Origin of the sequence: Streptomyces sp. NPDC013157 (genome assembly GCF_042899865.1) — a bacterium.
GTDB lineage: Bacteria > Actinomycetota > Actinomycetes > Streptomycetales > Streptomycetaceae > Streptomyces.
The window spans coordinates 43,697-59,021 of the sequence record NZ_JBIBAK010000025.1; the positions used below are offsets into that span (position 1 = coordinate 43,697).

Below are 15,325 nucleotides of genomic sequence, written 5' to 3' on the forward strand. Positions count from 1 at the left end.
CAGCCAAAGCAGAGTTGAGGAACTCCAGAGCTTGGGCGCAGGATGACCGGCATGACCTCCAGCGCACGCCCGCTCCTGAACCGCCGGCTGGCCGAGTTCGGCACCACGATCTTCGCCGAGATGTCCGCCCTCGCCCTGCGCACCGGCTCCATCAACCTGGGGCAGGGCTTCCCGGACACCGACGGTCCCGAGGAGGTCAGGGAGGCCGCCGTGCGCGCCCTGCGCGAGGGGCGCGGCAACCAGTACCCGCCGGGGCCGGGCGTCCCCGAACTGCGCACCGCGATCGCGGCACACCAGCAGCGCCGGTACGGGCTGTCGTACGACCCGGACGCCGAGGTGCTGGTGACGGCGGGCGCCACGGAGGCGATCGCCGCCGCCCTGCTGGCGCTGGTGGAGCCCGGGGACGAGGTGGTCGCCCTGGAGCCGTACTACGACTCCTACGCGGCGAGCATCGCGATGGCGGGCGGCACCCGGGTCCCGGTCACCCTGCGCCCCGACGCCGGCGCCTTCCGCCTCGATCTCGACGAGCTGCGCGCCGCCGTCACCACGCGCACCCGCCTCCTGCTGGTCAACACCCCGCACAACCCGACCGGCACGGTCCTCACCCGCGCCGAGCTCACCGCGATCGCGGAGCTGGCGGTGGAGCGGGACCTGCTGGTGGTGACCGACGAGGTGTACGAGCACCTGGTCTACGACGCGGCGGAACACGTGCCCCTCGCCACCCTCCCCGGCATGCGCGGACGCACGGTCACCATCGGCTCGGCCGGCAAGACCTTCTCCTTCACCGGCTGGAAGGTCGGCTGGGTGACGGCGACGCCGGAACTGGTCACGGCGGTGCGCTCGGCGAAGCAGTTCCTGACGTACGTCGCCTCGGGCCCCTTCCAGTACGCGGTCGCGGAGGCCCTCGCGCTCCCGGACGCGTACTTCGAGGCGTTCCGCCGGGACATGCAGACCAAGCGGGACATCCTCGCGGCGGGACTGACGGACGCGGGTTTCGAGGTCTACGACACCGCCGGCACGTACTTCATCACCACCGACATCCGCCCGCTCGGCGAGACCGACGGGTTCGCCTTCTGCCGTTCCCTGCCGGAGCGGGCGGGGGTCGTCGCCATCCCGAACGCGGTCTTCTACGACCACCGGGAGGCGGGGGCGCCGTTCGTACGGTTCGCCTTCTGCAAGCGGGCGGGGGTGCTGGAGGAGGCCGCCACCCGGCTCAAGACTCTGGCCGGGTAACAGCCGACAGCGGCCCCCGCCGCAAGCGCGACCTGCTCGGGAACGGCCTGCGGGCAGCCTGGTTCGAGGTCGACCAGCCCCGCGGCGCGTTTTTCGTCACCACTCAGAAGATCCCCTTGTACCCCTGCCACCCGGTGGCGATCTTCGTGCGGGCGCCGAACGCCCCTTTGCCGTTGCCGTTGTTGCGCCACAGGTTGCCGGAGGTGTCGCGGGACAGGAGGTCGGCCTTGCCGTCGCCGGTGAGGTCGCCGACGCCGATGACGGTGTTGTACGAGCCGCCCCAGGCGGAGGACAGCTTCACGCGTGCGGAGAAGGTGCCGTTGCCCTTGCCGTAGTAGCGGTACAGGTTGTTGGACTTGTCCTGGGCGACCAAGTCGCCGATGCCGTCGCCGTTGAGGTCGCCGACGCCCACGACCTTCTTGTACGTCTTCCAGTCGGCGTAGAGCTTCACGCGCGCGGAGAGCTTTCCGGTGCTCGTCCCCCTGTAGAGGTAGACCGCGCCGGTGGCGGAGTTGCGGGCGATGAGGTCGGGACGGCCGTCGCCGCTGATGTCCCCGGGCGAGGTCAGGACGTCGTACTGGTTCCAGCCCTTGCCCAGCGAGGTGTGCGGGGTGTTGGTGAGGAACGCCTGACCGAGCATGGTCCGGTACACCCGCAGTTCGCCGCTGCTGAACCGGACGAGGATGTCGTTGCGCCGGTCGCCGTCGAGGTCGCCGAACGGGACGAGCTTCACGGAGGCGGGCCAGCCGGAGGCGGACATGGCTTTGCCCAGGGTGCCCGTGCCGGTGCCCGGCCGGTAGCTGATGGTGCCGGAGGAGTTGAGGGTCAGGATGTCGCCGTTTCCGTCGGGCGCCCAGGAACCGGCACCGGTGAAGTCGTGGCGTACGGCGGCCCCGTCGGACACCTTCACCGTCTGCGACACGGTCAGCGCGCGTCCCGAGCCGTCGGCGGGCGGGATCGTCACCGTGAGGGCGTAGGTGCCGTTGGGGACGAACGCGCCCCGGGCGTCGCGGATGTCCCACCGGACGGTCAGGTCGCCCTGCACCGCCCCGCCGGACAGGGTGCGGACGACGGCGCCGGTGGCCTTGCTGGTGAGGGTGGCCGTCCAGGAGGCGGCGGGCTTGGAGAGGAGTCCGCGCCACTGCCACCACGGGGCGCCGGCCGCGCTGCTCTCTCCGGCGTTGCCGCTCGTCTCGGACTCGACGGCGGAGAGCGGCTGGGTGGCGACCCCGCTGGGCACCAGGTGTATCCGGTGGTCCGCGTCGACGTAGGCGACGGGGCCACCGAACTTGTCCACGGTCCAGGTCGTCCCGCGCCCGCCGGAGGTGGCCGCCGGAAGGTCGGCTATCTCACGGGTGGCCGCGGTGCCGTCGGCGAAGGCGGTGAGGAGGAGCGTCCCGGTCGTCGTGTCCTGCCGGACGAGGTACCCGTCGCCGAGTTGGACCTGGCCGGAGGGGACGGGGATGTTCTTCTTCGCCGTACGGTCCCAGACGCCGGCCGTCCCGCCGGACCCGCAGGACCAGTAGATCCAGCGGCTCACCACCTGGAGCTCCTTGGGGACGCACGGCGCGCCGGTGCTGACGGTGGCGGCGATCGCGCCGGTCTTCAGGTTCCTGGCGGTGACGACACCGTTGCCGGAACCCGGCGTCCACAGGCTGGTCCCCCAGACGGAGGCGGCTGTGACGGAGCGGGTGAGGACGGGCTGCAGGTCGGTGTAGACACCGAGGTCGCCGACGTACTGTTTGCTGGGGGAGGAACCGTTGACGACCGCGTAGCGGCCGGTGACGTCGAGGACGGTGCCGGAAGCCGAGGGCAGGTAGAAGAAGCCGGCCTGGTCATCGCTGTCGACGGACTGGACGTACGAGCCGACCGGGTCGGAGTCGGCGGTGAACGTCACGGCGCGGCCGTCTCCGGTGGCATACGGCCCCGAACCGAGGCCGTCCCACTTCCGCCAGGTCCGGGTGCCGGGTGTCCCGTCCGCGGCGACCGGCCGGGTGTAGTACGCACCCATGAAGCTGCTGTCGGCCTCGTCGGTGGCCAGGGTGCCGTTCTCCAGCGACAGCCGCGTGATCTTCGCCGCCATCGGCGGTACGGCGGTCAGTTCGGTCGGGACCGGGGTGTCCGCGCCTGTGCCGGTGACCCGGCGTACCGCCCAGTGCCCGGCGTCGGTGCCGCCGACGACCAGCAGGCTGCCGTCGGGGGCGGGTACGACGGAGCTGTTCGCGTGGCGGAGCAGCGTGACCGGGGCGCCGCCCGTGACAGGGACGGCCATGAGCTGCTCGCCGGACTCGTCGGCCAGATTGGAGGGGTCCGACGGCACGGTACGGGCCACCACCAGCCAGCCCCCGGTGATACCGACCGACGGGGTGCCCTCGGTGCCGGGCAGAGTCACCGTCGTCCCGGGGGAGGTGAGGTCACCGCGGTCCAGGACGTGCGCCGTCGGCGTGGTGCCGGACGGGTACCAGACCAACCGGTCCGCGCTCAACGCGACGGCTGCCGGAGCGGCGGACAGGGTCACGTCGCCGGTGACCTTCGCCGCGGCCAGGTCCACCAGCGCCAGGTGCTGCACGCCTCCCAGCGCGTAGCCGACGACAGCGGTGCCGCTGTCGCCGCCCAGCACCCGGAAGTTCGACGTGATCCCGGCCGGCCACCCGTCGGCGAGGGTGCCGTCGGTGGGGGCGCCGCCGCCGTAGAGCCACAGCCTGCGGCTGCCGTCCGTGTCCTGGGCCTGGGTCAGCACATGGGCGCCGTAGGTGGCCATGTATGTGCCGTGGGTGAGGGTGACGTCGGCGCTGGTGGCGGCGGAGAGGTCACGGAGGACGACCTTCTGGGTGGGCGAGACGACGTCGGTCACGATGTCGGACGACGAGCCCAGGTAGCCGGCGAGTTCGAGTCGCGACAGCTCGCCCAGTTCGGTCGTCGCCCCGGTGGCGTACGACGTCCACAGATAGCCGGAACGGCCCTCCTGGGCATGCAGGTAGCCGTCGGCACCGGCGCTGTAGAGCCGGTCGGCGCGGGGCTGGTAACGGTCGGACTGGAAGACCTTCTCGGTCGCGAGTGCGGTGCTCCCGGCGCCGTCGCCCGCATCGGCCGTGCCGACGAGCGGACCGGGACCGGCGACAACGGTGAGGACTGCCAGCGCGGCGACAACGCCACGGGCGGTGGTACGACGAGCCATCGTCGCCTCCTGAGGGCTTCCGGCGGAAAGAGGCGTGACGGAGGTCGACGGTCGAAAGGCGTGCGTTGACGCTGCCGCGAAATATCCGGCCCCCGAACTTCCCCCTGCACGCGGCAAGTTGAGGATAACAGTGGCCACAGAGTTCTCTGAGGCGCCGGTACGACGAGATCCTGATCGTCTTCGCGACGGCCACCGCGTCGGCGCCCCCAGGCCCCTTCTCGGCGCACCTGCCGTTGTCGGTGACGTCGATGCCGTCGCCACGCGGCGGACAAAAAGCTCCCTGCCGCAGCGGCTGGAAGCGGCGGAAAGGCTTCGCACAGCGCTCGCGCTCCGACCGCCGCCGCAGGTCGGTCCTCGCACTCCCCGTAGCCCGCCCGGCCCCACCCGCCCGGCCCCACCCGCCCGGTACGTCCGCATCGGAGGCCGCATGCTCCCGACCGTCGTGCCTGCGCTTGTCGCACCACAGAGCAAGACGTACAATTTCTTGTACGTCGAAGGAGGGTTGATCGTGAAGACCATGACGTATTCCGAGTCCCGCGCGCGGTACGCCGAGGTGCTCAACTCCGTCACCGACGACCGCGAGGAGGTCGTCATCACCCGGGCCGGACATGAGCCGGTCGTCATCGTCTCCCTTGAGGACTACGAGTCCCTGAAGGAGACCGCGTACCTGCTGCGAAGCCCAGCCAACGCCCGACGCCTGCTCGCCTCCATCGACGAGCTGGAGAACGGCGGCGGCACCGTACGCGAGCTGGCGACCGACGAATGAGGGACCCGAGTTGAAGATCACCTTCTCCTCCCGTGCCTGGGAGGACTACCTGTGGTGGCAGCTACAGGACCGGAAGATCCTCAAGCGCATCAACACGCTCATCGCGGACATCGCCCGAAAAGGCAACGAGGGGATCGGCAAACCGGAACCGCTCAAGCACGGATTCCAGGGCTACTGGTCGCGCCGCATCAACGACGAGCAGCGACTGATCTACAAGGCCACCGAGGACGCCGTCCTGATCGCACAGTGCCGCTACCACTACGAGAGCTGACCGGTGAACCGCGGCGATCCACCGGTCCCGATCCATCCGCACGGTGCTTTCAGTCGTGCGGCGGAGAGCGGCGGACTTCTCAGCCTGCGCCTCGGTCGGCGACAGCTGACCCTGGTGAGCCCGGTGCGCCACGCGTGAATGGGTGTGCGAACGAGGCGTGGCCTGGGTGACGTCGACGCCCGCCCTCGTCTCCGCCGTGCGCTCAGCCAAGCAGTTCCTGACGTATGTATCGGCCGGCCCCTTCCAGTACGCCGTCGCCGAAGCGCTGCGCCTCCCCGACAGCTACTTCGACGAATTGCGCGCCGATCTGCTCGCCAAGCGAGAACTGCTCGGCGCGGGTCCGGAGCGGGCCGGGTTCAAGGTCTTCCGCTCGGCCGGCACGTACTTCATCACCACCGACATCCGCCCCCTCGGCGAAAGCGACGGCTTCGCCTTCTGCCGTGCGCTGCCCGAGCGCTGCGGAGTCGTGGCGATCCCCAACGCGGTCTTCTACGACCACCGAGAGGCCGGCGCCCCGTTCGTACGGTTCGCCTTCTGCAAGCGGACGAGCGTGCTGGAGGAGGCGGCCTCCCGGCTCAAGTCGCTGGCCGCGTAACAGCCGCACGGTCCGGGGCCGCTCCGTGGAACCGCGCCCCGCACCGGAGGAGCCACGTGAGTCGCGTGTCAGCAGACACCTTCGCGGCGCGCGCCTCGGCCTCGGTTTCGGCCGGAGCTTCGGCAACACAGACTGCACATCATCCCAGTACGCCACCTGGGCACAGGGCCGTCCTCAGGTGCAGGAGGCTGCGGATCGCCGTCTCCGACCGGGCGGAGGGGGCGTCGCGGTCGGGCCCGCTCCAGTGGCGGCCGAGCCGGGGCGGTGCCGGACGGGTGACAAGCGCGCCCGACAGCCCCTCCAGCCCGCGACGAAGGCACAACAGCGCGTGTTCCGCCCACAGTTCGAAGCGGCACGTGGCATCTCGATGCAGACGCCGACAGGGCTTGTGCGGCCTTCGAGCCTGATGTGACAAAAGCTGCAGAAGAGAAAAATCGGAGTAAAGTGGGTGGCGCCCTGGGTAGCCTGCTGATCAGGCACAGCGCCTCAGCGCGCGTCCGCCGCAGTTGCCGGAAATCCCCTAGGCAGTAGCGATGAACTCGTCCATTGATCCACCTGATGACGCCTCCGGCGGCCACTCACCCGTTCCTCCGCGGTCCACGCGACCCGTCTCGCCCGCGTCCGAGGCCGTGCGGACGCCGGCTCACTTCCCGCCCCTGCCGCAGTCGGCACCCTCGGAGGGAGCGCCCCCTCCCTTCACCTACGACGTCACCCGGTATCTGTGCGCCGCGATGCACACCGACATCGGGCTCGCCCGCAAGGCCGTGGCCCGGATCGTGCACGAGCCGCGCCGTGCCGCAGCCTCCTCGCCCGGAGTGGACCTCGGTTGCGTGCTGCGGCACGCGCTGGCCGCCCGCGGCCGGCAGCAGCGGCGGGATGTCGTACTCCTCCTTCTGCTGCTCGTCGTAGTGGTCACCCTGCCGTTCACCTTCGGCGGATCCCTGCTCCTAGGTCTGCTCGCCGCCTGGGTGATCGTGGCCGCCGAACTGCTGTCCGTGCACTACCGAGTCGTCTCGCGGCAGTTGAAGCGGGAGAACTTCGACCCCAGGCAAGCACCCAGACCGCCGACGGCCATGGAGGCCGCACGCATCGAGGCGATCGAACTCCGTGACCGTGGCAATGTCGTGGTCTCTTCGCGCTTCGAGCCCTTCGTCGGGCACGGCCTGACCTACAGCACATGGTCGTTCGCGCTGAACACCGGGCGCCCCGAGACCGGCAAGCAGGTCATCCCCTTCACCGTCCACGAGCTCAACGCCCATATCTCCGCCCGGGTCGGGGCGCTCAAGCTGCCCGGCATGGACATCGCCGACGTGCTCCTGGTCAACGGGGCCGACCTGCTGATCGGAATCGACGACCGCACCCGGGCCGAGGTGCTGCGCAACCGGGCCGGACCACCCGGAGCGCAGGTCTCGGACGCCCTCCTGCGCGATCTGCGCGAGGACGGCAAGGGCAGGGCGCGGCCCTATCTGGCGATTCGCGTCGCCGGATGGAGCGGCGAGCTGGTCAGCACCCTGCTCCTGAGGTGTGCGCTTCTGCCCGACCGTGACATGGCGTTCATCGAGGGCACCAACTGTCTGCTCGCACCCGTACGTGAGCGGTACCGGACCGTGGACGTGCTGCTGGACTCCCCCACTTTCCGGCAGTGGTGCCGACTGGTGGGAGAGGCGGCTCTGCGCACCCCGATCCTTCTGGTCCGGGCTCCGTTCGCGGTCGTCGGAGATCTCTTCGCACCGCTCGCGCAGCGGCGCGAGCAACGTCGGCAGGAGCGCAGGATCCGCCTGCGCTCCTTCGACTACGGCGCGGAGTTCAGCCTCCGGGAGGAGGCGAGCGACCAGCTCTACCACCGCTACTTCCAGTCGCTGGACCGAGAGTTGTATGCCAAGACGATCGAACACCGTGTGCTGGACGCCTTGGTGGAGTTCCTGGAGAACCACAACATCGACTCCAGCGACCTGATCCAGCGGCAAACGACCATCTACAACTCGGGTCTGTTCGCCGGACGCGACATCTCCATCACCCGCTCCGCCGTCCGCGCCGGAGGCGGCGGCCAGTGGAACAACCCGCCGCAGCCAGCCAAGCAGAGGTGACATGATGCCCGATCACGAGGCTCATGGGGCGGCGGGTCACGTCAGCGGTATTCAGGCCGGCCGGGACGTGCGGATCGAGCAGAGCACGGTCGCCGTGGGACACGCCACGGCGACCGGCGCTCCGACTCCGGCCGAGCACGCCGCGGCCGTGGCGGAACTCCGCGCTGCGGCGAGCCTGCTGCTGGACGAACTGCGCCGCAACGAGGAGCGGTACGACGACGGGGCGGAACTGGTCGAGGCCGCCGAGCAGGTCGAGGCCGAGCTCGCCCGTGACGAGCCCCGCCGCAGCACGCTCCTGCGCTGGCTCGGCTTCATCGCCCCCGGGGTCCACGCGACCGCCACGGTGGCGGCGGACGTGGCGGCCATCCAGCACAGCGTGACGGCCCTGTTCTGAAACCCCTGCCAGGGCAGTTCTGGTGTCGCACGTACCCTCGAATGAGTGCGCGAACGCGGTGTCGGCCGGGTGACGTCGACGCCGGAGCCGGTCACGGCGGTGCGCTCGGCGAAGCAGTTCCTGACGTACGTCGCCTCGGGCCCCTTCCGGTACGCGGTCGCGGAGGCCCTCGCACTTCCCGACGCGTACTTCGAGGCGTTCCGCCGGGACATGCGGACCAAGCGGGACATCCTCGCGGCGGGGCCGGCGGAGGCGGGCTTCGAGGTCTACGACACCGCCGGCACGTACTTCATCACCACGGACATCCGCCCGAACGCGGTCTTCTACGACCACCGGGAGGCGGGGGCGCCGTTCGTCCGCTTTGCGTTCTGCAAGCGGGCGGAGGTTCTCAAGGAGGCGGCGGAGCGGCTGCGCCGGCTCGCCCGGCCGCCGTGGCGCCGCGCGTGGCACACCCCCGGCTTTACTTCAGCAGAGCCGGGGATGGGAAACTCTTTACCGAACTCCTGTTTCCTGTGTACCTTTTGTGAGGCCCTGAGGGAGAGGGCGCGGGGGACGTGTGCCTGACCAGTACACGCGATACTCGACCAGCTGACCGCTTCTCTCGACGAGGCTGTGTCCGCAATCCGACCAAGGCTGTCGCACAGCCATGCCCGCCTGCTCTCTTCCTGGGCCGAACCAATCGTCCAGAAGACAGGCGACAACATGCGAAGAGCCTTGCGCTCAAGGGGGATGGCGGGCACCGCTCTGGTGGCGGCTTCCGCGGTACTGACGGGACTGGTGTACGCGACGCCCGCCCGGGCCGACGATCCGCCGCCGCAGGATCCGGACACCGGCCGGTTCCGGATCAGCCTCGGCGAACAGCCCCGTGTCAACCGGTGCACGGCCGGCGTGGCCCTGCACATCGGCGGCCCCGCCCTGAAGTCGGCGGCCGCGAAGGCGCTGAACGGCACCGATGCCGATCTCGCCACCGCTCTCGACGGCGTTCTCTGGGGCCTGGGCCCCCTCGGTGACGCCCTGTCCAAGGACAAGGACGGCGTCACCGAGTACCTGAACCAGTCCAGGGCCCGCAAGGAGCGCTGGGAAGGCGCGAACAAGATCTACGCCCAGACCGGGTGGGACTCGGGCACCAGCTACCACGCCCCCGAGTTCGACACCGACGTCGTGGCGTTCACCCTCGGCCCGCAGCAGGACCTGTACGGCCGGCTGGGGCAGGACGGCCGGAGCGTACCCACGCCGGCCTCGGTCGAGCAGGCGAAGAAGATCGCCGCCGCGATCGAGGGCCAGGACAGCTGGAACGATTTCGCGGCCGGCTCCATGTTCCGGGACGGCGACGTCAAGGGGCCCTACAACTCGACCACCGCGAGCGACGTCGCCTCCTTCCTGCGCCACGGCGGCTTCGTCACCAAGCCGCTGGAGGAGGGCTCCGCCGAGTACCGCATGGAGGTGGAGGCACTCAAGGTCGCCTGGGGCGACTGCGACAGCTTCAACCCCGTCGACGCCCGGCGGATCCTCACCCCCGTGGTCGCGACGGCCGACCAGGAGTGGGAGCAGGAGTACGCCGCCCAGGCCAAGCCCCGCGCCACCATCATGACCGCGGAGGCGAACGCGTCCGCGGAGGCCCGCAAGGCCACCGAGACGATGATCGAGTCCATCGGGCAGGCATGGCTGGCCGAGCAGATCCTCCTCTGGCAGAAGTACTGGGCCGCCCAGCCCAAGGACGACATCCACCGGCCCAAGCCCGCGGTCTTCACCCAGGCCAAGGCGGACCTGGCCACCGCCCAGAAGAAGGCCGCCGATCAACTGGCGCTGGCCAACAAGGCGGTGACTGCCGCCAAGACGGCCGCGGAGCAGGCCGCCACCGCGCAGAACGACGCGTACGTCATCGCCGACGCGGCCAGGACACCACGCGGTCGCGGGCTGTTGTACGCGCAGCAGTCGGTGCAGGTCGCCAAGGCCTCGTACGCGGCGGCCCAGGCGGCGGCGAAGGCCACACAGACCGCGGTGAACGCCGCCAAGGCGACGGTGGCCGACAGCAAGTCGCTGTTCGCGCTCTCCCAGAGCCAGGCCCACGCCGTCAACACGGAGTTCCGGCGGATCGCCGCGCAGGAGGCGGCGGCGCAGGCGAAGGCGGCAGCCGCGTCCGCGGACGCGCTGGCCAAGGAGGCCGCCGCCAACGCCACCAGGGCGAAGAACGCGCAGGCCACCGCCGAGCGGGCACAGGAGACGGCCCGCGCCGCCGCAGAGACCGCCAAGGCGCAGCGGGCCAAGGCCGAGCAGGAGAAGGGCCTCGCCGCGAAGGAGCGCCGGAACGCGGCCGACGAACGGGCCAAGGCGAAGGCGGCCGAGCAGCGGGCGGCCGACGAGCGCGAGACGGCCGGCGCCGCCCGTGACCGGGCGGAGGACGCCGCGAGGACGGCCGACGAGCAGCTCACCACAGCACTCCTGGCCGAGGGCCAGGCCTCCGCCGCACGGGAGAAGGCCGAGGAGGCGGAGCGCACCAAGAAGGCCGGCGCCGCCCGGGCCGCCGCCCTGGAGTCGGCCGCCGCCGCGGCCGTCGGCACCAGCGCCGCCGGCGAGACCCGGGAGGCGGCCACCGCCGCCCGGGCCGCCGCCGACGACGCCGCCGGCGCGGCCGGCCGGGCGCACGCCGCCGCCGGCGAGGCGAGCACCGCGGCGCAGAACGCACGCGCCGCCGCCACCCGGTCCGATGCCGCCGCGCAGCGCTCCCGCGCGGCCGCCGACAAGGCGTGGTCGGCCTACCAGACGGCCGTCGCCGCGGGCGCGGTCGCGCACGCCGCGGCAGCCGAGGCCATCGACGCCTCCGAAGCCGCGGCGGCGAACGCCGCCGAGGCCGAGAAGGAGGCCAAGAAGGCCCAGGCCGCCTCTCTCAAGGCGAGCCAGGAGGCCCAGGCGGCCCGCGACGAGGCCGCCAAGACCAGGGCCTGGGCGGCGGAGGCCGCCGGACACGCGTACGCGGCCGGCCAGGCGGCCGCCGCGGCCCGCGACTCGGCGACCGAGGTGATCAAGCCCGCCAACACCGCCATCGCGGCGGGCACCCCGTACCGGGAGTCGGACACCGCGGCCGCCTTCGCCGTGCTGATCGGCCAGACCTCCATGTCGCTGTCCGAGCAGCAGGCAGCCGCGGCCGCCGCCAAGGCCAAGGAAGCGGCCAAGGCCGCCGCCGACGCCAAGGCGCTGGCCGACAAGGCCGCCGGCGACGCCAAGCTCGCCGCGCAGGCGGCAGCGGCAGCGGCGGCCGACGCGGCGGCCGCGCTCAAGTCCGTGGCCGAGGCCCGGGCCTCGGCAGCGGAGGCGGCCAAGGCCGCCGAGGCGGCGAAGAAGGCCGACGCCAGGACCAGCGAGTACGTCGCACAGGCGGGCACCGACTGGTTCTACGCCGACAGCGCCGCCCGCGACGCCTCCAGCGAGGCCGCCGCGGCGGACGACGAGGCCACCGAGGCCGAGCAGAGCGCCACGAACGCCCGCGCCTCCGCCGACGCCGCCACCCGCGACTCCGGCGCCGCGGACTCGGCGGCCACCCGGGCGGAGAAGGACGCCGACGCCGCGGAGAAGTCCGCGGCCAACGCAGGCGAGGACGCGAAGGCGGCCGACGGGGCGGCCGACCGCGCCGAGCAGGAGTTCCTCAAGGAGCAGGAGGAAGCCCGCAGGGCCGCGCTGGAGGGCCCCAAGCCCGACACGGGAGCGGACCTCTCCCAGAGCGAGGAGGCGCTGCTCCTCGCCCAGTGCGGCCAGTCCTGCGTGGACGACTTCCGAGCGGCCAGGCAGCTGCTGGCCATGGACGTCATGGACTGGGTGGTCGACAACGGCGGCCAGATCCTCCTCGACGAGCTGGGCTACACGGACGCCAAGAAGTGCTTCACCCAGGGCGACGTCGAGGGCTGCCTGTGGACGCTGGTCAACGTCATCCTCGTGGGCGCGGCCGTCACCAAGGTTCCGGCCGTGGGCAAGGCGATCTACCGGGTCAGCAACGGCATCTACTCCTTCTGGGAGAAACTGGACAAGGCCAAGGACACCCTGGACCGGCTCCGTACGGTCCTGGACCGGGTCAAGAAGGGCCAGAGCGCCGTATCGTGCCTCCTCGCGGCAGGCACCGCCGCCGCCCGGCCGGCCGCGTTCCACGCGGCCACCACGAAGACCGCGGCACTGGCCGCCGCCGGCAAGCCGAAGATCTGCGTGACCTCGGCGCTCGGCAAGAACAGCAGGCTCGCCAAGCTCGCCGAGAAGTCCACGAAGAACGAGGACGTGCAGCGCGAGATGAACCAGCTCATCAACAAGCTGATGGACGGCAACGACCAGCCGGGCAGGGGCTCCAAGGCCCTCTCGCACGGCATCCGGTACCTTCGGAGCGACAAGGGCGCACGGCTCTTCTTCCGCGAGGTCGAAGGCGGCTTCGAGATCATCGGCAAGTCCGACAAGCCGAACGAGCCGAACGTCATCAAGGAGTTGCTGAAGATCTATGGCTCATGAGCCGCTCGTGACCGTGGAGACGGCCGACTTCTCCGTCACGTACGTACTCGGCCTGGAGGACGACGCCGACACCGTCGAGGACGTCGACGCGGTCATCCGCGCCCGTGACGGCAAGGGGTGGACCGCCAGCTTCATGACTCCTCGGAAGATCGCCGAGGTGATGGACCGCTGGTCCACCACCGGTGAGTGCGCCGACGGCCTGTATCTCCAGATCCCCGACCTCGTGATCGTCCGCGAAGCCGGCCTGGACGCCATGACCAGGGCCCTGGTCGACCTCTTCGGCACATACGGCATGGACACCGACGTCCTGCCGCGTTTCGAGGCCGACGAGGACGAGGACGACTGACCTCACGTACCCGCCCGTGCCCCGCCAGGTCGATCCTGGCGGGGCACGGTCCTTTCGCGGCTCACCCCAGGGGGCGCAGCGGCTCGCGCCTCTCCGGGGCGCTTCCCCCATCGGGCGTACATTTCTCGCACGCGCCCCGATCGCCCGGCACTGTGCGAATGTGAGCCACGCCAGCACCACCGCCCTCGCCCCGCCCGTCGCGCAGCAGCCCCGCGCCCGGCTGTCCGTCGTCACCGCCGGCGGGGTTGCCGTGGGGCTGTTCGCGGCGGCCCGGCTCACCGGCATGGCCGTGCTGGCGCTGGCCGCCTGGGCGGGCGGCCGGCATCCGCTGACGCTGCTCGGGAGGTCGTGGGACGCGGCCTGGTACCTGGGGATCGCGGCGCACGGCTACGGCCGCACCCTGTACTTCGGTCCCGGCATCGTCCACAGCGACCTGGCGTTCTTCCCGCTCTACCCGGCGCTGATCCGGACCCTGACAGCCGTGACGCCGCTCAGCGGGGCCGGCGCGGGGCTGCTGGTGTCGTGGGCGGCGGCCGCCGTCGCCGCGGGCGGGATCTACGCGGTGGGCGCCCGGCTGCACGGCCGTGCCGTGGGCGCCGCCCTGGTGCTGCTCTGGGGGCTGCTCCCGCACTCCGTGGTGCTGTCCATGGCGTACACGGAACCGGTCCTGACCGCCTTCGCCGCCTGGTCACTGTATGCCGTGCTGGCCGGGAACTGGCTGTGGGCGGGCACCCTGGCCGCCCTGGCCGGTCTGTCCCGGCCGAACGGCTTCGCGGTCGCGGTGGCCGTCCTGCTGGCCGCCGGCCGCGAGCTGCACCGCGCCCGCGGCCGGGTTACCCACAGGCTGTGGACGGGCGCGGCGCTCGCCCCGCTGGGCTGGACCGCGTACGTCCTGTGGGTCGGCCACCGCACCGGCGACGCGCTGGGCGGCTACTTCGGCGTACAGCGGCTGTGGGGTTCGCGCTTCGACTTCGGCCGGGGCTCGCTGGCGTTCGTCCGCACGCTGCTGCTGCGCGGTGACCGGTTCGTCTTCCCGATGGCGCTGGTGATCGTGGCGGCGGCGGTGGTCCTGTTCGCCCTGCTGGCGCTGGACCGCGCCCCGTTCCCGCTGCTCGCCTACACCGCCGTGCTCCTGCTGATCGCGCTCGGCGGCTCGGGCTTCTTCGAGTCGAAGCCGCGCTTCCTGCTCCCGGCCTTCCCGCTGCTCCTCCCGCTGGCCCGGGCGCTGGTCCGCACAGCGAGAGCCCGGCCCTGGCACGCGACGGTGGTGGTCACGGCCCTGGCCGGGCTCTCGTTCGGCTACGGCACGTACCTCGTCGTGTACGCGCACACGCCGTTGTAGGTCCTACTCGTCGCCGTCTTCCGGCTCGTCGGCCTCGTTGACGGCCTCCTCCAGGCCGAGCTGCTCGACGAGCCACTTGTCGAACTCGATCGCGGCCCGCACCCAGCTGACCGTGGACGAGACGAAGTGGTTGATGTCGACACCCGTGCCGATCAGCATCTGGGCCTCACCGATGAGACGGACGGTGCCGTCGTCGTGGGTGTGGGTGTAGACCTTGGGCCACAGGGTCCGCCGGTTCCAGTCGTCGATGGACTCGAGGAGCTGCGGCTTCTCGTCGATCTTGTGGGGGCGGTCGTAGAACGTCCGCACCGAGAAGACGGCCTGCTCGTCCTCGCCGCGGAACATGAAGTACGTACGGAACTGCTCCCACGGCGCCGCGAGGTCGCCCTCGTCGTCGACGACGTACTTGAGCTCCATCTGGTCGAGGAGCTGCTTCACAAGATCCTGATCCGGGACGACGGGGCCCGCCGGTCCTTGGGGCTGCGGCTCGGGCTGGCCCCCGAAGTTCGGAATCGAGGACGGGTCGATGGTCACCGTGTTTTTCCCTTCATGCGGATTCCGTCATCCTCCCCCATCCGGGGAGGGGGGTGGCAACCCCCGCCCCGGCGGGTTCATCTCGCGTTGG

10 protein-coding genes and 2 pseudogenes are annotated in these 15,325 nt (G+C 71.2%); 10 read left to right on the forward strand and 2 right to left on the reverse strand.

The window, feature by feature from the left end; translation table 11 throughout:
* Positions 1-42 precede the first annotated feature (42 nt).
* Complete coding sequence (locus tag ACFY6U_RS47310; RefSeq protein WP_390048654.1) at positions 43-1,233, forward strand: pyridoxal phosphate-dependent aminotransferase; 1,191 nt, start codon at positions 43-45, stop codon at positions 1,231-1,233.
* A 103-nt stretch (positions 1,234-1,336) separates the two neighbouring features.
* Here ACFY6U_RS47310 and ACFY6U_RS47315 read toward each other — a convergent pair whose 3' ends face one another.
* The gene (locus ACFY6U_RS47315; RefSeq protein ID WP_390048656.1) at positions 1,337-4,411 is read right to left on the reverse strand and encodes an FG-GAP-like repeat-containing protein; all 3,075 of its coding nucleotides are present in this window, start codon (positions 4,409-4,411) and stop codon (positions 1,337-1,339) included.
* A gap of 508 nt (positions 4,412-4,919) precedes the next feature.
* Between ACFY6U_RS47315 and ACFY6U_RS47320 the strand changes: the two genes are divergently transcribed.
* From ACFY6U_RS47320 to ACFY6U_RS47360, 9 genes and pseudogenes are all read left to right on the forward strand, one after another.
* Complete coding sequence (locus ACFY6U_RS47320; RefSeq protein ID WP_037676836.1) at positions 4,920-5,177, forward strand: type II toxin-antitoxin system Phd/YefM family antitoxin; 258 nt, start codon at positions 4,920-4,922, stop codon at positions 5,175-5,177.
* A 10-nt stretch (positions 5,178-5,187) separates the two neighbouring features.
* Complete coding sequence (locus ACFY6U_RS47325) at positions 5,188-5,448, forward strand: Txe/YoeB family addiction module toxin (protein WP_390048658.1); 261 nt, start codon at positions 5,188-5,190, stop codon at positions 5,446-5,448.
* 157 nt (positions 5,449-5,605) lie between these two features.
* Positions 5,606-6,043 (forward strand): annotated as a pseudogene (locus tag ACFY6U_RS47330) (aminotransferase class I/II-fold pyridoxal phosphate-dependent enzyme); the annotation flags it as partial.
* Positions 6,044-6,672: 629 nt separating this feature from the next.
* Complete coding sequence (locus ACFY6U_RS47335) at positions 6,673-8,130, forward strand: hypothetical protein (RefSeq protein ID WP_390048660.1); 1,458 nt, start codon at positions 6,673-6,675, stop codon at positions 8,128-8,130.
* 1 nt (position 8,131) lies between these two features.
* Positions 8,132-8,524, forward strand: a complete 393-nt coding sequence (locus tag ACFY6U_RS47340; RefSeq protein WP_390048662.1) for a hypothetical protein — start codon at positions 8,132-8,134, stop codon at positions 8,522-8,524.
* Positions 8,525-8,584: 60 nt separating this feature from the next.
* Positions 8,585-8,944: pseudogene (locus ACFY6U_RS47345) on the forward strand (aminotransferase class I/II-fold pyridoxal phosphate-dependent enzyme); the annotation flags it as partial.
* Positions 8,945-9,253: 309 nt separating this feature from the next.
* A complete protein-coding gene (locus ACFY6U_RS47350) occupies positions 9,254-13,012 on the forward strand; it encodes a hypothetical protein (protein ID WP_390048664.1) in 3,759 nt (1,252 codons plus the stop codon).
* Positions 13,002-13,358, forward strand: coding sequence for a hypothetical protein (locus ACFY6U_RS47355; RefSeq protein WP_390048666.1), 357 nt, complete (start codon positions 13,002-13,004; stop codon positions 13,356-13,358). The genes ACFY6U_RS47350 and ACFY6U_RS47355 overlap by 11 nt, the downstream gene beginning before the upstream one ends.
* 160 nt (positions 13,359-13,518) lie before the next feature.
* Positions 13,519-14,700, forward strand: coding sequence for a hypothetical protein (locus tag ACFY6U_RS47360; RefSeq protein WP_390048668.1), 1,182 nt, complete (start codon positions 13,519-13,521; stop codon positions 14,698-14,700).
* Between the two features lie 3 nt (positions 14,701-14,703).
* On the opposite strand, the gene ACFY6U_RS47365 is transcribed toward ACFY6U_RS47360, so the two are convergent.
* Positions 14,704-15,234, reverse strand: coding sequence for a YbjN domain-containing protein (locus ACFY6U_RS47365; protein WP_351486951.1), 531 nt, complete (start codon positions 15,232-15,234; stop codon positions 14,704-14,706).
* Positions 15,235-15,325 lie beyond the last annotated feature (91 nt).

What these genes read in the sequence shown, in the direction of transcription:
- ACFY6U_RS47310 (WP_390048654.1), top strand. Translation starts at nt 43, where the DNA reads ATGACCGGCATGACCTCCAGCGCACGCCCGCTCCTGAACCGCCGGCTG.
- ACFY6U_RS47315 (WP_390048656.1), bottom strand. Translation starts at nt 4,411, where the DNA reads ATGGCTCGTCGTACCACCGCCCGTGGCGTTGTCGCCGCGCTGGCAGTC.
- ACFY6U_RS47340 (WP_390048662.1), top strand. Translation starts at nt 8,132, where the DNA reads ATGATGCCCGATCACGAGGCTCATGGGGCGGCGGGTCACGTCAGCGGT.
- ACFY6U_RS47350 (WP_390048664.1), top strand. Translation starts at nt 9,254, where the DNA reads ATGGCGGGCACCGCTCTGGTGGCGGCTTCCGCGGTACTGACGGGACTG.
- ACFY6U_RS47355 (WP_390048666.1), top strand. Translation starts at nt 13,002, where the DNA reads ATGGCTCATGAGCCGCTCGTGACCGTGGAGACGGCCGACTTCTCCGTC.